The organism is Novosphingobium sp. BL-S-20 (assembly GCF_055521635.1).
Genome location: NZ_CM145494.1, coordinates 7,501 through 27,645, shown reverse-complemented (window position 1 = coordinate 27,645; position 20,145 = coordinate 7,501). Strand labels below are relative to the sequence as shown.

16 protein-coding genes (1 of these 16 only partly in view) are annotated in these 20,145 nt (G+C 64.9%); 5 read left to right on the top strand and 11 right to left on the bottom strand.

The genetic code is table 11. The annotated features are described in order from the left end of the window. Positions 1–40 precede the first annotated feature (40 nt). Positions 41–1,594 carry a Fe-S cluster assembly protein SufB gene (gene sufB, locus ACZ1II_RS07730; protein ID WP_465145900.1) on the bottom strand — a complete coding sequence of 518 codons (1,554 nt, stop codon included), beginning with the start codon at positions 1,592–1,594 and terminating at the stop codon, positions 41–43. Further along, positions 1,595–2,032 (bottom strand): SUF system Fe-S cluster assembly regulator, encoded by a 438-nt coding sequence (locus tag ACZ1II_RS07725; protein ID WP_465145899.1) that lies wholly within the window; start codon positions 2,030–2,032, stop codon positions 1,595–1,597. A 396-nt stretch (positions 2,033–2,428) separates the two neighbouring features. Between ACZ1II_RS07725 and ACZ1II_RS07720 the strand changes: the two genes are divergently transcribed. Then, positions 2,429–3,484: a quinone-dependent dihydroorotate dehydrogenase gene (locus tag ACZ1II_RS07720; protein WP_465145898.1), complete on the top strand. Its 1,056-nt coding sequence runs from the start codon at positions 2,429–2,431 to the stop codon at positions 3,482–3,484. A 121-nt stretch (positions 3,485–3,605) separates the two neighbouring features. Next, complete coding sequence (locus ACZ1II_RS07715; protein WP_465147256.1) at positions 3,606–5,411, top strand: AMP-dependent synthetase/ligase; 1,806 nt, start codon at positions 3,606–3,608, stop codon at positions 5,409–5,411. A 190-nt stretch (positions 5,412–5,601) separates the two neighbouring features. On the opposite strand, the gene ACZ1II_RS07710 is transcribed toward ACZ1II_RS07715, so the two are convergent. The 9 genes from ACZ1II_RS07710 to ACZ1II_RS07670 form a co-directional block, all read right to left on the bottom strand. Beyond that, on the bottom strand, positions 5,602–6,747 hold the full coding sequence (locus tag ACZ1II_RS07710; protein ID WP_147215970.1) for a calcium:cation antiporter: 1,146 nt from the start codon (positions 6,745–6,747) through the stop codon (positions 5,602–5,604). 57 nt (positions 6,748–6,804) lie between these two features. Further along, positions 6,805–8,049, bottom strand: a complete 1,245-nt coding sequence (locus ACZ1II_RS07705) for a serine hydrolase domain-containing protein (RefSeq protein WP_465145897.1) — start codon at positions 8,047–8,049, stop codon at positions 6,805–6,807. A gap of 8 nt (positions 8,050–8,057) precedes the next feature. Next, the gene (locus ACZ1II_RS07700) at positions 8,058–8,870 is read right to left on the bottom strand and encodes a TauD/TfdA dioxygenase family protein (protein ID WP_465145896.1); all 813 of its coding nucleotides are present in this window, start codon (positions 8,868–8,870) and stop codon (positions 8,058–8,060) included. A gap of 77 nt (positions 8,871–8,947) precedes the next feature. After that, positions 8,948–10,045: an acetamidase/formamidase family protein gene (locus ACZ1II_RS07695; protein WP_465145895.1), complete on the bottom strand. Its 1,098-nt coding sequence runs from the start codon at positions 10,043–10,045 to the stop codon at positions 8,948–8,950. A gap of 42 nt (positions 10,046–10,087) precedes the next feature. Then, positions 10,088–10,870, bottom strand: a complete 783-nt coding sequence (gene ygiD / locus ACZ1II_RS07690; protein ID WP_465145894.1) for a 4,5-DOPA-extradiol-dioxygenase — start codon at positions 10,868–10,870, stop codon at positions 10,088–10,090. Between the two features lie 112 nt (positions 10,871–10,982). Continuing rightward, the gene (locus ACZ1II_RS07685; RefSeq protein ID WP_465145893.1) at positions 10,983–11,468 is read right to left on the bottom strand and encodes a VOC family protein; all 486 of its coding nucleotides are present in this window, start codon (positions 11,466–11,468) and stop codon (positions 10,983–10,985) included. 170 nt (positions 11,469–11,638) lie between these two features. Continuing rightward, the gene (locus tag ACZ1II_RS07680) at positions 11,639–12,853 is read right to left on the bottom strand and encodes an aromatic ring-hydroxylating oxygenase subunit alpha (RefSeq protein ID WP_465145892.1); all 1,215 of its coding nucleotides are present in this window, start codon (positions 12,851–12,853) and stop codon (positions 11,639–11,641) included. A 190-nt stretch (positions 12,854–13,043) separates the two neighbouring features. Further along, positions 13,044–14,300, bottom strand: a complete 1,257-nt coding sequence (locus tag ACZ1II_RS07675; protein ID WP_465145891.1) for an MFS transporter — start codon at positions 14,298–14,300, stop codon at positions 13,044–13,046. Positions 14,301–14,663: 363 nt separating this feature from the next. Further along, positions 14,664–17,045 (bottom strand): TonB-dependent receptor, encoded by a 2,382-nt coding sequence (locus tag ACZ1II_RS07670; protein WP_465145890.1) that lies wholly within the window; start codon positions 17,043–17,045, stop codon positions 14,664–14,666. 407 nt (positions 17,046–17,452) lie between these two features. Here ACZ1II_RS07670 and ACZ1II_RS07665 point away from each other — a divergent pair, with 407 nt between their 5' ends. The 3 genes from ACZ1II_RS07665 to ACZ1II_RS07655 form a co-directional block, all read left to right on the top strand. Next, complete coding sequence (locus ACZ1II_RS07665; protein ID WP_465145889.1) at positions 17,453–17,893, top strand: RrF2 family transcriptional regulator; 441 nt, start codon at positions 17,453–17,455, stop codon at positions 17,891–17,893. Positions 17,894–18,165: 272 nt separating this feature from the next. Next, positions 18,166–18,366, top strand: coding sequence for a YezD family protein (locus ACZ1II_RS07660; protein WP_465145888.1), 201 nt, complete (start codon positions 18,166–18,168; stop codon positions 18,364–18,366). Positions 18,367–18,518: 152 nt separating this feature from the next. Beyond that, positions 18,519–20,145 carry the 5' portion of a TonB-dependent receptor gene (locus ACZ1II_RS07655; protein ID WP_465147255.1) on the top strand. 833 nt of this gene lie beyond the right edge of the window, so 1,627 of the gene's 2,460 nt are visible here — the first part of the coding sequence; its start codon is at positions 18,519–18,521; the stop codon falls past the right edge of the window.

The window sequence follows — 20,145 nt, the reverse complement described above, 5'->3', positions numbered from 1 at the left end:
ATTCCTTTGAATGTCTTGCGTGTATGGAAGCGGGCCATCGTCAGCCCACGCTTCCTTCAAGGCTGATGCCCAGCAGCTTCTGCGCTTCGACGGCGAATTCCATCGGCAGCTGCTGGAGCACTTCCTTGGCGAAACCGTTGACGATCAGCGCCACCGCCTGCTCGGTGTCGAGCCCGCGTTGCATGGCGTAGAACAGCTGGTCGTCGCTGATCTTGCTGGTGGTCGCCTCGTGCTCGATCTGGGCGCTGGGGTTGCGCACTTCGATATAGGGCACGGTGTGGGCGCCGCATTCCTTGCCCAGCAGCAGCGAATCGCACTGGGTGAAGTTGCGCACGCCTTCGGCACCCGCAGCCACGCGGACGAGACCGCGATAGGTGTTGTTGCTCTTGCCCGCCGAGATGCCCTTGGAGATGATCGTCGAGCGGCTACCTTTGCCGTTATGGATCATCTTGGTGCCGGTATCGGCCTGCTGGTAATTGTTGGTGACGGCCACCGAGTAGAACTCGCCCACCGAATCCTCGCCGTTGAGGACGCAGGAGGGGTACTTCCAGGTGATCGCCGAGCCGGTTTCTACCTGGGTCCACGAGATCTTCGAGCGGGCGCCCTGGCAGAGGCCGCGCTTGGTCACGAAGTTGTAAATGCCGCCCTTGCCCTCGGCATTGCCGGGATACCAGTTCTGAACGGTCGAGTACTTGATCTCGGCATCTTCCAGCGCGACCAGTTCGACCACGGCGGCGTGAAGCTGGTTCTCATCGCGCATCGGCGCGGTGCAGCCTTCGAGGTAGGAGACGTAGGCGCCCTTGTCGGCGACGATCAGGGTGCGTTCGAACTGGCCGGTGTTCTCCGCGTTGATGCGGAAATAGGTCGAAAGCTCCATCGGGCAGCGTACGCCCTCGGGGATGTAGACGAAGGTGCCGTCGGAGAAGACCGCGCAGTTCAGCGCCGCGAAGTAGTTGTCCTGCACCGGCACGACCTTGCCGAGCCACTTCTTCACCAGCTCCGGGTATTCGCGGATGGCTTCGGAGATCGAGCGGAAGATCACGCCCGCCTGCTCCAGCTCCTTGCGGAAGGTGGTGGCGACCGAGACCGAATCGAACACCGCATCCACGGCCACCTTGCGCGCGCCTTCGACACCGGCGAGCACTTTCTGCTCCTCCAGCGGAATGCCCAGCTTCTCGTAGACCTTGAGAATCTCGGGATCGACCTCGTCGAGGCTGGAGAGCGAAGGCTTCTTCTTGGGCGCGGCCCAGTAGTAGGCGTCCTGGTAGTCGATCGGCGGCACGTTCAGCTTGGCCCAGTCGGGCGGAGTCATCTCCAGCCAGCGGGCATAGGCCTTGAGGCGCCATTCCAGCATCCATTCCGGCTCGTCCTTCTTGGCCGAAATGAAGCGGATGGTGTCCTCGGAAAGGCCCTTGGGGCCGTATTCCTGCTCGATGTCGGCAACCCAGCCGTGCTCGTAGTCCGCGACGCGCGCAGCGGCGTCGCGCGCGGCCTGATCGCGCACTTCCACTTCGCCCGACTCTGCCGGACGCAGATCGTCCCCATGGACTTCGCGCACCTCGATGGTGCCCTCGGGGGAGGTTTCCTCAGTCATTCATACTTCCTCGACGAGCTGGGTCAGGACCACTTGCGCCAATGCGCCGCGCAAGGCCGCGTTTACCTGCGGCCAGTGCGGGCGCACGCTGCATCCGCCTTCCAGCGTACATTCGTGCTTGCCCTGTTCGAGGCAGGCGGTGAGCGCGATCGGCCCTTCCACTGCCTCGACGATATCCGCAATCGAAATCGTCTCGGGCGCGCGGGCCAGTTTCAGCCCTCCGCCCACGCCGCGGGTCGATTGCAGCAATCCCGCGGCGGTCAGCTTGCTCACCAGCTTCTGCACCGTGGGTGCGGGAAGGCCGGTCTCTTCCGCAAGCTGCGCCGCCGAGATGCGGCTCAGCCGCGAATCTTCCGGATGATGCGCACAAGTGCCCGAGTGCCGAGTCGCGGCGGACATGATGACAACGGCGTAGTCGGCCATGCTGGACAGGCGCATATCAGCGGCTTTCGCGTCTCTTGCGGTTAAAGTGGATCAAATCTTTCCGATTTGTGCCACCTAGTGCAGGACCCCTCCGGTTTCAATGGCGTTTCGCAGGGGTTCTTGCGACAAAACCGGCAATGCCTGTTGCAAATCTCGCGGTTCCGGAGCCGTTCAGGCGAATCCCGATAAAAGAAGGCGGCTCCCGATCGGAATCGGGAACCGCCGTTAGGTAATAAAGAACTCGTGCGCATCCCGCTACGAGCCCTTCGGGTCGCAAGTCCCGTGTATGCCGCCCCTCCGCCGATTTATTGTATAAGTGCGACACGCGTGCCCCGGCGATGACGCCGAAAAAGCGATTTTGCGCGCGCCGCGCCCGATAAGAAGCATTTGAGCAACAGCCCTGAGGTGTCTATGCGCGGGTCCGTGCTCTATTCCCTGATCAGACCCGCCCTGTTCCGTCTCGACGCCGAATCGGCGCATGGCCTCGCGCTCAAGGCGCTGAAACTGGCCGGACCCGGCCGTGCCCCGGCGTTCCCGGCCTCGCTGGCGACGCAAGTAGCGGGAATCGCCTTCCCCAATCCCGTGGGCATGGCCGCCGGGTTCGACAAGGACGGTGAGGTTCCCGACGCTCTGCTCGGTCTCGGTTTCGGTTTTGCCGAGGTCGGCTCGATCACGCCGCTGCCGCAGGCGGGCAACCCCAAGCCGCGCCTGTTCCGACTGGTCGAGGACCGCGCGGTGATCAACCGCATGGGCTTCAACAACAAGGGCGCCGAGGTCGCGCTGGCGGGGCTGACCGCGCGCAAGGATCGTCCGGGCGTCGTCGGCATCAATATCGGCGCCAACAAGGACGCGGATGACCGCATCGCCGACTATGCGACGATGGCGCGCCTGATGGCGCCGCTGGCGACCTATCTGGCGGTGAACATCTCCAGCCCGAACACCCCGGGCCTGCGCGCGCTTCAGGACGAATCGGCGCTGACCGGCCTGCTCGACGCCGTGCTGGAAGCCCGCGCCGAGGTCTGCGGCACGGATGGCCCGCCGGTCTTCCTCAAGGTCGCGCCGGATCTCGAACCTGCCGATATCGACGCCATCGCCCGCATCGCCATCGAGAAGCGCCTCGGTGCGCTGATCGTGTCGAACACCACGATTTCCCGCCCGGCCCTGCGCTCGCCCCATCGCGGCGAGACCGGGGGCCTGTCCGGCGCGCCCTTGCGCGATCTCGCCCAGCAGCGCCTGCGTGATTTCCGCAAGGCCACCGGAGCTGCGGTTCCGCTGATCGGCGTCGGCGGCATCGCCACGGCCGAGGATGCCTGGGCGCGCATCCGTGCAGGCGCCAGCCTGGTGCAGGTCTACAGCGCCATGGTCTACGAAGGCCCCGGCATGGCCAAGGCGCTCTGCAAGGGGCTGGAAGCCTTGATGAAGCGCGATGGCTTCGCCTCGATCGCCGAGGCGGTCGGGTCCGAATAGCGTCAAAACCCGGCATTATAGTAGCAGGCGGGGATGCGGCTTTGCTTGTCGCAACCTCCCCACGCGCCTAAACGTTGATCAGAACGGACAATTCCGCATGGCAAGAGAGGACGAGCCCGGCATGGATCTTGGCGACTTCGACAAGTGCACCAACCTGGTATCGCTGTTCCTCACGCAGGCAGACAGGCTCGGCAATTCGCCGATGCTCTGGGCCAAGCGGGACGGCAAGTGGCATTCCACGAGTTGGGCGGAGGCGGCGCGCCGGGTCGGCCTGATCGCGGCGTCGCTGCGGCGCATGGGGCTGCAGCCGGGCGACCGGGTCATGGTGGTGTCGGAAAATCGGCCGGAATGGTGTCTTGCCGACCTTGCGATCATGGCGGCGGGCTGCGTGACCGTGCCCGCCTACACCACCAACACGACGCGCGATCACATCCACATCCTGGAGAATTCGGGCGCCCGCGCGGCAATCGTCTCCACCGCGAAGCTGGGCAAGGCGCTGCTTCCGGCGATCGTCCAGACCGACCTCTGCCGCCACGTCATCGGCATGGAGACGCTGCCGCCGATGCAGGGCGGCGCCTATGAGGTGCATGACTGGGCCGCCCTGCTCGAAGGCGATGCCGGGGCGGCGCGGGCGGAAGTGGATGCACGGGTGGCGAAGTTCACGCGCCGCGATCTCGCCTGCATCATCTATACCAGCGGCACTGGTGGCGCCCCGCGCGGGGTGCGTCAGCACCATGGCATGGTCCTCACCAACGTGGCGGGCGCGGCGCAGATCATCTTCGACGACTTCGGCTGCGACGAGGGCGAGATATTCCTCTCGTTCCTGCCGCTCAGCCATGCCTACGAGCATACCGGCGGCCAGTTCCTGCCGATCGCGATGGGCGGGCAGATCTATTATTCCGAGGGCCTCGACAAGCTCGCTTCCAATATCGAGGAAGTGCGCCCGACGATCATGGTCGTCGTCCCGCGCCTGTTCGAAGTGCTGCGCACGCGCATCATGAAGCAGATCGAGAAGCAGGGCGCGATCCCCGCGCGGCTGATGGAGCTGGCCATGGGCATTGCAGGCCGCGAACAGGCCGGGCGCCGCCGCCTGCTGGACTACCCGCTCGACATGGTGATCGAACGGACCCTGCGGCCCAAGGTGCGCGCCAAGTTCGGGGGGCGGATCAAGGCGCTCGTCTCGGGCGGGGCGCCGCTCAATCCCGAGATCGGCGCGTTCTTCGATGCGATGGGGCTGACGCTCCTACAGGGCTACGGCCAGACTGAGGCCGGGCCGGTCATCAGCTGCAACCGCCCCGCCGCCGGAATCAAGCACGACACCGTCGGTCCGCCGCTGCGCGGGGTCGAAGTGCGGATCGCCGAGGACGGTGAAATCCTCGTGCGCGGCGAACTGGTGATGGAAGGCTACTGGCAGAACGGCGCCGCTACCGAGGCGGTGCTCAAGGACGGCTGGCTCCACACCGGCGACGTCGGCCATATCGACGATCGCAGGCGGATCATGATTACCGACCGCAAGAAGGACATGATCGTCAACGACAAGGGCGACAACGTTTCTCCGCAGAAAGTGGAATCGATGCTGACCCTCCAGCCGGAGATCGCCCAGGCCATGGTCCACGGCGACCGCCGCCCCTACATCGTCGGCCTGATCGTGCCCGATGCCGACTGGGCGCTGGAATGGGCCAAGGTCAATGGCGAGAAGTTCGACTTCAAGGCACTTCAGGGCCTCCCCGCCTTCCGCGCCGAGATTCGCGGTGCGATCGACCGGGTGAACGCGGACCTCTCGGTGATCGAGAAGGTGCGCCAGTACACCTTCGCCGATGAGCCGTTCGGGATCGAGAACGAGGAAATGACGCCGAGCCTGAAGATTCGCCGCCACAAGCTGAGAGAGCGCTACGGCGAGCGGCTGGACGCGCTCTACCGGAATTGAGGGGGCGGGGGCAGTTCACCGGCTTGCTCGCCCATTACACAGCGTCATCCTGAACTTGTTTCAGGATCCATCGTGCAGCCGAGACCATCGGCCTGATCGGCGAAATGGATCCTGAAACAAGTTCAGGATGACGTCGGCTTTTCACGCGAGGTATCGTTTTCTCACGCAAGGTATCGCGCGATGCAGGCCCTCAAGGCACCAGCGTCGTGAACAGGTAGGTCGAGAAGATCACCAGATGGACCATGCCCTGCACGAGCGTGGTCCGTCCGGTGCTCAGCGTCATCGTCGCCACCAGCAGGGTCAGGCCGAGCAGCGCGATCGATTTCAGCGACAGGCCGAGTTCGAGGTCCAGCCCCATCCACAGCGAGGCGATCGCCACCGCCGGGATCGTGAGGCCGATCGTCGCGAGGGCCGAGCCGATCGCGAGGTTGAGGCTGGTCTGCACCCGGTTAGCACGTGCGGCGCCGAGGGCCGCGAGGCTTTCCGGCGCCAGCACCAGCGCGGCGATGATGATGCCGACCGTGGCCGGCGGCGCGCCGATCGCGGCTACCCCTGCCTCGATCGAGGGCGAAAGTGCCTTGGCCAGCATGACCACGGCCACCAGCGCCACCAGCAGCATGACGCCTGCGGCAATGGCTTTGGCCGCCGGGACCGTCTCGTGGCTGCCGTCGTTTTCCTCGGGATAGAGGAAGTGGTCGCGGTGGCGGATGGTCTGGGCGACGACGAATGTCGCGTAGAGCATCAGCGCGTCCACGGCGACGAAGATCAGCTGCTTGTCGTTGTAGAACGGTCCGGTCTGGCTCGTCGTGAAATTGGGCAGGACGAGCGTGAGGATCGACAGCGTCGCCAGGATCGCCAGCCCGTGGTTGACGCCGGACTGGGTATAGCCCTGCTCGTGATGTCGCCCGCCGCCCAGCAGCAGGCAAACGCCGACGATGCCGTTGATGGTGATCATCACCGCCGCGAACACCGTGTCCCGCGCCAGCGCCTGTGCGCCGACGCCCTCGCTGAGCATGATCGAGACGATCAGCGAGGTTTCGATCACCGTCACCGCGAAAGCGAGGATCAGGGTTCCGAACGGTTCGCCGACCCGGTGGGCGATGACTTCGGCATGATAGACCGCCGCCATGATCGCCGCGCCCAGCACCACCGCGATCAGCACCGCCATCGGGATCGAACCGGGCTTGCCGAGCGCGATTGCCGCGAGGGCGAGGAATGGCACCGCGATCGTCCAGGGCGCGAGGGCGAAGCAGGGGAACGTGGCGGGCCTGATCGGGCTCTGGGCCGGGTTTTGGCCCGGATGGGAAGGATGGGCGGCGGAAGGTTGGTCGCTCATCCCGGCACTATACGGCAAATCCGCCGAGCGACCAGTTTCCGCCTGTTATTTGTTATTTCAGCGCTTCACCACGGCCAGAGCCGCCCGGTCCAGCGCCTCGCGCAGTTTCCAGGTGCGGGCTTCGAAGGCGCCGGGGGTGAGTTCGTTGGTCATCAGGATCGCCACGACGTCATGCGCCGGGTCCGCGAAGAAGTAGGTATTGGCCGAGCCGGACCAGCTTCCCGCGCCCACGGGGAGACCGCCGCGCGCTTCGGTGCCCGCATCGCCAATGGCGAGGCCGTAGCCGAACGGCGCATCGAGATGCTCGCCGCCGCCCGTGCGCAGGCGCGGGGTGAACATTGCGTCGACGGTTTCCGGCTTGAGCAGGCGCTTGCCGTGCCATGCGCCGCGACCGGCGAGCATCTCGGCGAAGTGGCGATAGTCCTCCAGCGTTCCGGCCAGCGCGCCGCCGCCGTCGCGCAGGCGGGTGGGATCGCGGTATTCGGACGTATCCGGGCGGTCGACCATCTTGAGGCCCCCGGCGCTGGCGGCATAGCCGGTGACGAGGCGGGGAGCCTGCGCCTCGCTGACGACGAACGTGGTGTCCTTCATCTCCAGCGGTTCGAGGATACGGGCTTTGAGGAACTTGTCGAGGCTCTCGCCCGAAACCCGCTCGATCACCGCGCCGAGGACGGTGGTGGAGAAGCCGTAGCTGAAACGCTTACCCGGCTGGTGCAGCAGCGGGGCCTTGCCGAGGCGGGCGACGAGTTCGTCCAGCGTTGCGGCCGGCGGTATTGGCATGTCCGTGCTGGCGACGGCGGTCGTGCGGGCGACGCCCTTGTCGCGGTACCAGCGCTGGACCGGGGTATTGCCCATGAATTCGTAAGTGAGGCCGGAGCGGTGGAGCAGCAGGTCCTCGATGGTGACCGGACGCGCTGCCGCAACCGTGTTCGCTTCCGCGCTCCCGTCCCAGACCCGCAGGTCGGCCAGTTCCGGCAGATATCGGCCCACCGGATCAGTGAGCGCGAGCTTGCCCTGCTCGGCCAGCATCAGCACGCCGACCGACGTGATCGGCTTCGACATCGAATAGAGCCGGAAGATCGCATCGCGGGCGATCGGTTTATGGCTTTCGATGTCGGCATAGCCGGTGGCGATTTCGACCAGCGGCTTGCCGTGCTGCTCGATCAGCACCAGCGCCTGGGGCAGCTCGCCCGCCGCGACCATGGCGTCGAGTTCGCCTTTCAGCGTTCCGGCGGGAGAAGCGGCGAACGTGGGCGGGGCGAATGCCAGCGTTGGGGCGGCGAGCAGCAGGCGCAGCTTCATGCGAGGAGTCAGAATGGCCGGTCACCCGCAACGGTCACGCGGAAGCCGGAGCGGACTTCGGGGAAGTAGTCCCAGACCGCGAAGTGCTGGGTGCAGCGATTGTCCCAGAAGGCCACCGAATTCTTCTGCCAGCGGAAGCGGACGTGGAAGTTTGCGTCCTTCACATGGTCGAACAGGAAATCGAGGACGGCCTTGCTCTCGGGGCCGGACAGCTCGTTGATCTTCGTGGTGTAGGAGGAGTTCACGAAGAGCAGCTTGCGGCCCGTTACGGGATGGGTGCGGATCACCGGGTGCGAATTGCAGGGGTAGGTCTTCGTCGAATCCGGGAAGATCGCCTTGTAGACGGGATTGGCGTCGTGAACGGCGGTCAGCGGATCGAGGAAGCCTTTCATCGCCGGGGACAGTGCCTCGTAAGCCGCATACATGCTGGCGAAGAGCGTATCGCCGCCTTCTTCAGGGAGGGTGTGGATGTGCAGGATCGAGCCCATCGGCGGCTCGGCATCGGCGGACAGGTCCGAATGCCAGTTCTCGCCTGCGACGAATTTCGAATTCTCGTCGGCGTGAATCGCGACGACTTCGGGATGGTCGGGCAGGCCCGCGACGCCGGAATGGATCGCCAGTTGACCGAAGGCGCGACCCAGCGCCTTGTGCGCCTCGTGATCGATGTCCTGATCGCGGAAGAACACGACCTGGTGCTTCATCAGCGCGTCGTGGATCTCCGCGAAGGCCTGGTTGCCGAGCGGCTGGCGCAAGTCGACCCCGAAGATTTCCGCGCCGATGCGCTTGGTCAGGGGGCGGACGTCGATCAGTTCATAACCCATCGTAGGGCTCCGGTTCTTGACTTCTCGGGCACGCACCGGACGCAGAGTGAGGGCTCTCGCGTCCGGTGCGTTCGGTTTTACTCGGGATCGCGGACGCTGCCCTTCTCGGGGAAGATGCGGCGTTCGATGCGGCAGTGGATGCCCTGGGTACCGTCCACCACCTGAGTCACGCCGAAGTCGGCGGCGACGCTCATCAGCGAATAGCCGTCGTTGCGCGACAGGCCCTGATGCTCGGTGAGGAGGTGGAGCATGTCCATCGAGGCGGATTTCATCGCCTTGTCCAGATTCTCTCCGAAGCCGTGGACGATCCAGCAGTCCGGCGTCTCCAGCAGGGGAGAGGGGAACTGGAAGTCCTTGCGCAGCACGATCTGGAACAGCACGTCGAGCGAGGATTCGATCGCGGTGCCGCTGATCTCGCCGTCGCCCTGGCTGATGTGGGGGTCGCCGATCGAGAACAGGCCGCCCTTGACCTGCACCGGGTAATACATCGTCGCACCCGCGCCGATGCGCCAGTTGTCGATATTGCCGCCGTGGAGACCGGGAGGAATCGTGCTCACCGCCTCGTTGACGGCAGGCGCGACGCCCGCGGTGCCGAGGTGCGGACGGGCCGGGATGGTGATGCCGGGCAGTGCGGTGGAACGGTCGCATTCCGGGCAATGGGTGATGCGGCCGGGGACGACGTACTTTTCGTCCACGTCGTAGGCGTAGAGCGCGCTGGCGGTATTGGCGTTGGGATCGATCTTGTAGATCGTGACGCGCTCGGTCTGGCCGAATTCCTCGTAGAGATGGCCCCAGTTGGCCGCGAGGTTGGAGCCGTAGTTGAAGCGCGGGCGCATCGAGAGATAGCGCACTTCCAGCATGTCGCCGGGTTCCGCGCCTTCGACGAAGATCGGGCCGGTCATGATGTGGCAACCGGGCGCGCGGGTGGCGGGATCGATCTCGGTGAAGATGCGGCGGATGTCGTCGTCGAACATCAGCTCCGGATCGTCGCCCGCATGATGGGTCACGGCCTGCGCCTGGATCAGGTCGCCGCTCTTCACGTAGAGCGCGGGTTTGATCTCGGGCGAGAAGTAGCCCCAGTGCACCGTTTCCGGCGTGGCCCGAAGGTGGTGCAGGGCGGTCGGCTGGAGTGCGGCCTCTCTGGCTGGTTCGGGCTTAAGGCTGATCAGTGCCATCGGAACTCCTGTTGGGAAGGAAAGAGGTCAGGGCGCGCGGATTTACGCGGCGCCGATCCGCACGCTCGTCATGCTGAGTGACTTGTGCTGGATGAAGTCGGGTTCGAAAGTCGCGGTCTCGTCCTCGTGGCGGGCGCCCAGGACGTAGAGTAGCGGCAGGAAATGGTCGGAACTCGGCACCGAGAGCCGGGCGGCATCGCCCAGCGCCTCGTAGTCGATCACCGTCTGGGGATCGTCGGAGGCGATCGCCTTGCACATGGTGGAGTTGAACTGCTCGGCCCAGGGATAGGGATCGGCAGCCGGGTTGGCCCAGTCCATCGCGGGCAGGTTGTGGACGATATTGCCGGTGCCGATGATCAGCACGCCCTCGTCGCGCAGCGGGCGCAGCATGCGGCCGACCAGCCAGTGCTCCGCCGCGCTCTTGCCAAGGTCCATGCCGAGCTGGATCACCGGCACGTCCGCTTCGGGATAGGCATGGACGAGCACCGACCAGGTGCCGTGGTCGAGCCCCCAGCTGGCGTCCATCGTCACCGGCATCGGTGCCAGCAGTTCGCGCACGCGCGCGGCCAGTTCCGGATCGCCGGGGGCGGGGTACTGCACGTCGAACAGGGCTTGCGGGAAAGCGCCGAAATCGTGGATCGTGCGCGGCTGGGCCATGGCGGTGACGGCGGTGCCGCGCGTCTGCCAGTGGGCCGAGATGCACAGGATCGCGCGGGGCTTGCCGATTCCTTCGGCGATCTGGTTCCAGGTGCGCGTCACTGCGCTCTTTTCCAGCGCCACCATCGGGCTGCCATGGCCGAAGAAAACGATGGGGAGACGGCTCATTGTGGGTTTGGCTCCGAATGCTGGTTCGATGGTTGCAGGCTATGGAGAGGGGGGCGGGGCGGTCTTGCGGCGGCGCGCACAAGAACTTGTCGTGCCGCCGGGAAAACCGCTGCTACTCGCGGGTGTAGTCGGCCGGAATCTCGGGATTCTCGCCGGCCTTGCCCCAGAGGATGATCTCGTTGCCCCAGGGATCGGCGAAGGCGTGGTTGTAGCCGTTGAACTCTTTCCAGTAGTGATTGCGCCAGAGCACCTTGCCGCCCAGCTTCTCGGCGGTGGAAAGGATGCGGTGCTCGTTGTCGTCGTCACCGATCAGCACCCAGATGCGCGCCTTGCGGCCCTCGGTGGCGAGAGTGCGCGGTTCGACGCCCTCGGGGTTGGGGTGCGGGCGGGCGTTATTGGCATCGAACACGCCGAGGTGGAGGTTGCCGATCTGGCTGTCCGACCCGTCCTTGTGCTGGAAGAAGCCGCCGGGGACCATGCGGTGGTAGATGCCGTGCGGGCGGGCATCGTTCTCCCAGCCGAAGACTTCGGCGTAGAATTCAGCGGCCTTGGCGGGATCGTCGGTGGCGAAATCGACGAAGATGAGGGTGTTGGTCATTGAGGCTTGCTCCCGTTGGTCTGGGGACTGGCCTAGCCGGACCGTTCTTGGGCGCTCGCCATGCCGCGCACGAATCGTTGATTCCTCGCGCCGCTAAAGAAAAGGCGGCGCCCGGTACGAGACCGGACGCCGCAGACCGTCGGGAATAGGTGACGGTAAAACCCTGTGAATCAGGCGCGCAGGCGGGTGATCGGGGCGGCCAAAGGTTTCTGAGGTCCGCGGCGACGGTCCCATTCGCGGCGATAGCGCTCGACCAGCCAGACGTTGAGCAGGCGCTGGGCGCCCTCCTGCCAGGAATAACGCCCGCGCGGTGCGAACTTCGAGCGCAGGCCCTGCTGGACGAGTTCGTCGACATGGAAGTCCTGGCTGACGATTTCCTCGACCGCCGTGTCGTTCATCTTCATCTTCAGTTCGAACAGCGGATCGTCCATCGCCTCGGGCACCATCAGCGTGCCGATGGTGAGCGCGTGCGACTGGGCCGAGCGCGGGTCCATGATGAGGTAGAGTACGGTGTCGTTGAGCACGACCAGCGAGAGGCTGGGCGGCAGGTTCACGAACAGGAGCCGGTTCTGCTCTTCCTCGGTGAGCTTGGGAAACACCGGGAAGACCGACTTCTGCGTGGCGTTGAAGGCGGCGTTCTTGTGGAGCGTGCCGTTGAGCCGATAGTAGCCCGCCGAATCCTCCGGCACTTCGGGGAACGTGGCGAGGCCGCTGGGGATGAAGTCGTGCAGCGGCCCGGCGTGGAGGCGGCTGGCGTGGTAGCCGTCGTTGTTGTTCTCCAGCATGACCTTCCAGTTCCACGGGAACACGGTGGCTTCCTCGGGACGGGGGCCGCGCAGGTTTGCGAAGTCGTAGTTGGCGACGACCTCCTCAAGGCCGGACAGGCGCGGGGTCAGCGGTTCGGCTTCGGGATCGAGGTTGATGAAGACGAAGCCGTGCCAGATCTCGTGGCGAATCTCGGGCAGGCTGGCGGCCTTCTTGTCGAAATTGCAGGTGCGGTTCATCGCCGGGGCGCCGACGAGGGTACCGTCGAGATCATAGGTCCAGTGATGGTAGGGGCAGACGAAGGCGCGGGCATTGCCGTGGCCTTCCGCCACCAGCATAGCGCGGTGCTGGCAGACCGCCGAGAGCGCCTTCACCGTGCCGTCGCGGGTCTTGGTGACGATGATCGGCTCGTCGGCGCGGGTGACGGTGAAGAAGTCGCCGGGGTTCTCCAGCCACTCGGCGCGGCCGACGCAGAGCCATTCGTGCTCGAACAGCGCGGCCTTTTCGAAGTGGTGGAAGTCCTCATCGGTGTAACAGGCCGGGGGCAGCGTGTCGGCTTCGAGCGTGTCCAGGATGGAACTGCCCAGGCTATCGAAGAACTGGTCGTTGAGTAGAGTCATTCCTGCCTGATCCCCGTATCGGTGAGACCGGGGAGAACGTCCATGCGTCCTCCCGCAATTTGGCTAGACTAGCGGGGACCATCGGGCAGGGCTTTGCACTGGGCGCAGTGACTTTTGGCAGATGGCCCGGACGCGGAAAGGCCCCGGGGCAGCTTTCGTGCGCCGGGGCCTTTTCGATTTGAACGGCGATTTATTCGGCAGGGACGAGTTCACCCTCTGCGATGACGTCCGCTTCCTTCACCGGGCGGGCGGCAGGCGCGCGCAGGAACAGCACGGCGACGATCGTGGAGGCGGCCAGCAGCAGCGCGAAGATCAGGATGGCGAGCGAATAGCCGCCGGTCACGTCGGCGATCCGCCCCGCCAGGATCGGGCCGAGTACCGCGAAAGTCGTGGCGGTGGTCGCCATCGCGGTCATGTCGCCGGCGATGCCCGCGCCGAAGTAGCGCAGCAGCAGGATATGGGCGGAAAGCCAGGCCATGCCCCAGCCGAGGCCGAACAGCGTCGCGGCTGCCGTCGCGACCAGCACGATCGAGGTCGACCACAGCAGCGTCATGGCCACAGCCTGCAAGGCCAGACCGGCAATGAGGATGCGGCGTGGGTCGATGCGCTCGCACAGGGTGCCGGTCAGGCCCTTGGCGCCGGTGCCCGCGAATGCCAGCAGGCTCATGGCGATGGCGCCGGGTGCCGCGCCTTCGCCGAGATTGGCGATATGGGCGACGAGGATCGAGTGGGCGGAGGTCACGGCGGTCTGCACCACGGTCATGACGAGGGCGAGGATCAGGAAGCTCGGCGTCATCAGCGCCTGGCGCACGGTCCAGAGGCTTTTTTCGGCAGGAGCATCCTGCTCATGGCCCGCTCCCTTCACCTGCTCCACGCTTTCCACCTTCACGGCGTCGCGGATGCAGACGAGGCAGATCAGGCCGAGCACGACGGCGCTGACCGCCATGACCAGCCAGTGCAGGCGCCAGTCGCCGGTCATGCCGACGATGGCGCCGACGATCAGCGGCCCGGCAATGCCGCCTGCCGCGCCGGCCATGAAGTAGAAGCCGATCATCCGCGCCGAAGTGCGTGGGAACCACGTTGCCAGCAGGTAGACGGCGGGCGAGGGGGCGATCAGCGAGAAGCCGATGCCCATCAGGGTCGTCGCCACGAAGAACAGGGTCAGGTGCTCGATCTGCGATGCGATGAAGAACCCGGCGGCGAGCACGAGGCAGCCCGCGAACATCGTCAGCCGGGTGCCGATCGATTTCATCAGCAGCGGCGGCAGGGGACTGGCAAGGCCGCAGGCGAGGCCGAGCAGCGAGAAGCTGAGTCCGGCCGCGGCTTTCGACCAGCCGAGCTGCGCCACCATGGTGTAGAGCACGTAGCCCAGCGAGGTGAATGTCGTCGCCGTCACGAAGAAGAAGCCCAGCGAGGCGGCGAATAGGACGAGGACACTGCGCGGCATTGCGACTCCTGCGGGTTCCGTCCGGGATGGAATCGCCGGACTGACACGCCGTGCAGACTCTCATGCTGCGGCTGCACACTCTTGATGATCTGCGCCTAGATAGTTGATCGGGGCGGCGGGACAAGGCGAGCGAATCTTGGCCACCGAAAAGAAAAGGAGCGCGGCAGCCTGAACTGCCGCGCTCTGCGTTTTTTGAAAATCCGCCCGAGGCGGATTTTGGCGGCACCGGCCCCAAGTTTCTCAGGCGCCCCCACCCTACCACCCGCAGGATACTACCGTTGGGTGGTAGGGCGGGAGCGCCAAAAAACCTTTGGGGCCGGTACCGCTAGAAAATGCCCTTTCGGGCATTTTCCAAACAGACTTCTAGAACTTGTATCCTACCGAGAGGATCACCTGGCGCGGCGGGATGTAGGTATCCATCACCTGGGCGCTGCCGTAGGGGTCCGAGAAGCGCGAGTTGATGCCGTTCTTGTCGAACAGGTTGATGACGCGCAGGGTCACGTTGGTATTGGTGCCTTCCGGCTCGTACTTCAGCATCGCGTTGACCTGGGTGTACGAGGGCGTGAGGTCGACGCCGCCTTCGTTGAACAGGCGGTACTGGTACTTGCCGCGATAGATCAGCTGGGCGCGGGCGGTCAGTTCGCCGGGGCCGACCTTGCCGTTCCAGGTGGCCGCAATGTTACCCTGCCAGCGCGGCAGCTTGGGCACGCGGTTGCCCTTGATGTCCTGGCGGGCAGCGTCGCGGGCGAGCACGGCGGGGAAGAAGTTCGTCCAGAACAGGTAGTCGGGATAGCCCGCCGCATTCTGGGCATTGGCCGCGTTGGTGGGGTCGAGCGCAAGGTAGTGCGAGGTGAACTCGCCTTCCAGGTACGACATCGAGGCGTCGAAGCGCAGACCTTCGGTCGGGATGTACGAGCCTTCGAGTTCGAGGCCGTAGACCCGCGCCTTGGGGGCGTTGCTGATGCCCTCGCCGTAGAGGATAGGGTCTTCCTCCAGGAACTGCATGTTCTTGTAGTTGTAGAGGAAGGCCGAACCGTTGATCTGGAGCGTGTCGCCCAGGAAGCGGTTCTTGGTGCCGATCTCGAAGGAATCGACCGATTCCTGCTTGTAGGTCGGCAGGATCGAATAGCTGTTGCCCGCGGAAGCCGAGCTGTTGATGCCGCCGGGCTTGAAGCCGCGCGTCCAGCTTGCATAGACCATGTTGCTGGGCGTGATCTGGTAATCGAGCGCGACCTTGCCCGTCCAGGCATCGCCCTTGCGCCCGCCCGTGGAGGAGGGCTGGAGGTAGGCGCCCGAGGTCTGGCTGGAAGTGCCGCCGGACATGCTGTCGAACATGCCGGTGGCCTTGTCGTGATTGTAACGCACGCCGGCGGTCAGCTTGAGCTGGCTGGTGAGATCGTAGGTGCCCTGCGCGAAGAAGGCGTAAAGGTCGCGCTTGATCGAGGACAGCTCGGCGTAAGTGAGGTTCTCGATCGCCGGATCGTCCCAGGCCGTGCTGGTGGGCAGCGCCGGGGAAAGGATGTCGCCGGTCGAGCCGCGGTACTCGTTGATGTACTGGCTGTTCTTGGAGTGCAGGTAGACGCCGCCGAGCACCCAGTTGAACGGTCCGCTGCCGTTGGAGGTCAGGTTGATTTCCTGGCTCCAGCTCTTGGTGTCGGATTCCCACAGCGGCACGTGGTCGTAGGCCACGCCGGTGAAGCTGACCGGGTTGTAGGTGTTCTGGAAGAACAGCTCGGTGTCGAGACCGTCCGAATCCCAGGCCTGTTCCGAATGGAGCTTCTGGTAGCCGGTGATCGATTTGATCGTGGCGAAAAGCGTCTCCCACTTCATGACGCCGGTGTAGAGTTGGGTCTTCACCACCGAGCGGCCGGGATAGTCCTGGGTCAGCTCGCGTGGGTCCGGGTTCGGATCGAGGATGTTCTTCTGCGCCGGGCCGTTGGTGTTGCTGGTGAACTGCACGGTGTTCAGCACGATCGAGAAATTGGAGGCGGGCTGCCACTTGGCGCCGAGGCGCCAGCCGGTCTCGTCCTGGTCGTCGAGGTCGTACTTGGCGAAGCCGGGCACTTCGGTGGCGTGGGCATAGCCGTCGTGCTTGGTGAACTGGAAGGCGCCGCGTACCGCCAGGGTATCGGAAAGCGGCACGTTCAGCGCGCCCGAGCCTTCCATGTAGTTATAGTTGCCATAGCCCGCGTTGATGTTGCCGCTGACGCTTTCGGTGCTCGGCTCGATCGAGACGACGTTGATGGTGCCGCCGGTCGATCCCTGGCCGAACAGGGTGCCCTGCGGCCCGCGCAGTACTTCCACTTGCGCCACGTCGATGAAGGCCGCGCTCGCGGCGATCGAGTTGAAGATATAGACGCCGTCGATGTGGTAGGAGACGCCCGGCTGGGTATTGGTGTTCTCCGGGGTTTCCGAACCGATGCCGCGAATGGTGATGATGCGCTCGCCGCCGCCGCTCTTGGCGACGACCAGGCCGGGAACCGTGCCGTTGAGGCCGGTAATGTCGTTGATGTTCGCGGCCTTCAGCGTTTCAGCGGTGATCGCGCTGACCGAGAGCGGGGCCTGCTGGAGGCTGACGTCGCGGCGCTCGGCCGTGACGACGATATCGGTAAGGCCTTCCGCGGGAGCGGCGGCCGCGGTTGCCGCGGCGGCATCGGCGTCTTCCGCATGCGCAGTGCCCGATGCGAACGCGAGAAGCGAGACGCTCGAAGCGAGCGCGTAGGCGATTCGTGACTTGCTGATCATGGTATTTCCCCGAACAAAGTCAGACCGATTCCCGGTTGCGCGGCTCGTTGATGGAAGTGGCCGCTTGCGGCAAAATCTGGCGCGGGGTGGGTGCCGGGTCTTGTGCATTTGCGAATAAGTACTTGATCGGTGGACCCCGGCGAGCGGGCGAGGAGATGGAAAACCCCGGTTTTTGTGAAGTCTGCGCGGCGCTGCCGGGCCATGTGGGGAGGGCATCGGTCTTTTGCACTGCGAAAAGCGACGGCCAAGGGCTTCGTGCGTCAAGCCGCCAAGGGGAGGCGGACAATTTCCGCCATCGGGGCTGCGTCCGGCGGGGCTTCAAGTTGTCAACCGAAGAGACTGACAATCTGTGAAATCCCCGCGCGGCGGCCTTGCCATCGGCGCTCGTGCTGCGGCATGACGGATGCGTGCTATCGCAGAAAACCCGCTACGCCATCCGCGCCATGCAGCATCTTGCCGACAACTATGGGCAGGGTCCAATCCAGCTCGCGCAGATCGCGGAAGCACAGAACATTCCCGCCAAGTTCCTGACCACGATCCTGTCCGAACTGAGCCGTTTCGGCATCGTCGATTCGCAGCGCGGCAAGGACGGCGGCTATCGGCTGGCGGTCTCCCCGATCGATATCACTTATGGAGACCTGATCCGCCTGATGCGCGGGTCGCTGGCGCTGGTGCCCTGTGCCAGCCGGTTCGCGCACGAGAAGTGCAAGAACTGCCTTGAGGAAGAGAACTGCCGCACCCGTGCGCTGATGCTCGAAGTGCGCGATCGCACGGCGGAACTGCTCGATGGGGTACGCCTGTCGGATCGCATCGAACTTGTCCCCGCTCAGGCGGACAGCGAGGACTGAACGCGCGCCGGACGTTGACGGCCCGGCCTGCTCATTTTCAAATTACTGATTGGAATAAGTAATTTCCGTTAGTGGTCCTTGCAGGACGACTTGCGATCCCTCGAATTTGCCGCCCGGATCAAACGGGGCAGGGCCATATCGTTTCGGCGTAAAAAGATTTTGCTTGGGCGCGGAAACGAGAAACTTTCGGCTAGGGATATTGTCAACTTTTTAAGTTGAGAATACGAGTGCGGATGGCGGCGGAAAAAGCCGCGCTCGGAGGAAGATTCGCAATGTCTCAACCGTCATCGGACAACCAGCGATCGGGACTGCACCTCGCCAGGGAATCCGCCAGCACCAATCCCAAGGCGGCACCGCTTCAGGTGGTAGCCGATGCTCTGGACCAGATGCGCTATGGCGTCATCCAGTTGACAGTTCACGATGGGAAGCTGGTTCAGCTCGACATCACCGAACGGCGGCGCTTCGCCTCGTAAGGCGCACCACCGAACGAACCGCACTGAGCCGCGCAGACCGGACCACCGGATGTGAGGCCCTTCGACATATCATCAAGGGGGATCACATGAGAAAGACCATTCGCGGGCCGCTGCCGGCCCCGCTTCCGCTCGCTTGCCTTTCGTTCACGCTGATGCTGGCCGCGACTCCAGCCCTGGCGAAGGAGGACGCGCCTGCCGCCGCAACGTCCGCTGCTGCGAGCACCGCTGAAACCGCTGCCGCCGCTACCGGCGACGATGACGTGCCGCCGACCTCGGTCGGCACCGGCGCGCACGATCGGGGCGGGGAAATCTTCGTGACCGCGCGCCGCCGTCAGGAATCGAGCCAGGACGTGCCGCTGGCGATCTCGGTGGTGGGCGGAGAGCACATCGATTCCACCGGCTCGTTCAACGTCGGCCGCCTGCAGCAGCTGACGCCGACCCTGCAGTTCTATTCGTCGAACCCGCGCAACACCGCCGTCAACATCCGCGGCCTTGGCGTGCCGTTCGGCCTGACCAACGACGGCATCGAGCAGGGCGTCGGCATCTATGTCGACGACGTCTACAACTCGCGCGTCGCCTCGGCCACGTTCGACTTCCTGGATGTCGCCCAGATCGAGGTCCTGCGCGGCCCGCAGGGCACGCTCTACGGCAAGAACACCACTGCCGGTGCGATCAACATCACGACCAACCAGCCGACCTTCGATTTCGAGGGCAAGGCTGAGGTTTCGATCGGCAACTACAACTTCAAGCAGGCCAAGGCCGCCGTATCCGGTCCGCTGACGGACAAGCTGGCCGCGCGCCTCGCAATCTCGTCGACCAGCCGCAAGGGCACGATCTATAATGTCGTCACCGGCGAGCACATCCAGGGGCAGGACAACCTGGGCCTGCGCGGCCAGCTGCTCTGGAAGCCCACGGACGATCTCGAAGTCACGCTCGCGGGTGACTTCAGCGCGCAGGACGCCAATTGCTGCGGTTCGGTCTATGTCCGCACCGGCCTGACCCAGCGCGCGCTGAACCGCCAGTTCGAAGCCCTGTCCGCCGCGTTGGGCTATGCTCCGCCGAGCCGCAATGCCTTCGACCGCCTGACCGATCTCGACACCGATTTGCGCGCCAAGAACAAGATCGGCGGCGCCTCGCTGCGCGTGAAGTGGGACCTGGGCGCAGGCGCCCTGACCTCGATCACCGCCTGGCGCTTCTGGGACTGGGACCCGTCGAACGACCGTGACTTCACCGGCCTGCCGATCGTCGCGCTGTCGCAGAATCCCTCGCAGCAGGACCAGTACACGCAGGAGCTGCGCTACAACTACAGCAGCGACAAGATCGACTTCGTCGTCGGTGCCTTCGGCTTCTACCAGCGGATCGACACCCAGGGCACCGAGGCCCACGGCACCGCTTCCAGCCGCTGGAACATCGCGCCGTCGAACGCGCTGTCGAACGATCCCTCGGTGCTGAACGGCCTCGTCGCCTACAACACGCAATATCTGAAGAACACCAGCGCGGCCCTGTTCGGCCAGCTGAGCTGGCACATAACGCCCGAACTGACGGTCCAGCCGGGCGTGCGCCTGAACTACGACAAGAAGGAAGGCTACTACCAGCGCCGCGTGTTCGACGGCGCGGGCAACCCGGTGCTCACCACCGGCCCGACGAGCGCGATCAAGACCGCGCAGCTGGCGATCTTCACCCCGCAGGAAATCTCGCCCGAGTTCAGCGACTGGAACTTCAGCTACGATTTCACCGCCAGCTACAAGGTCGCGCCGGACGTGCTGGTCTTTGCGACAT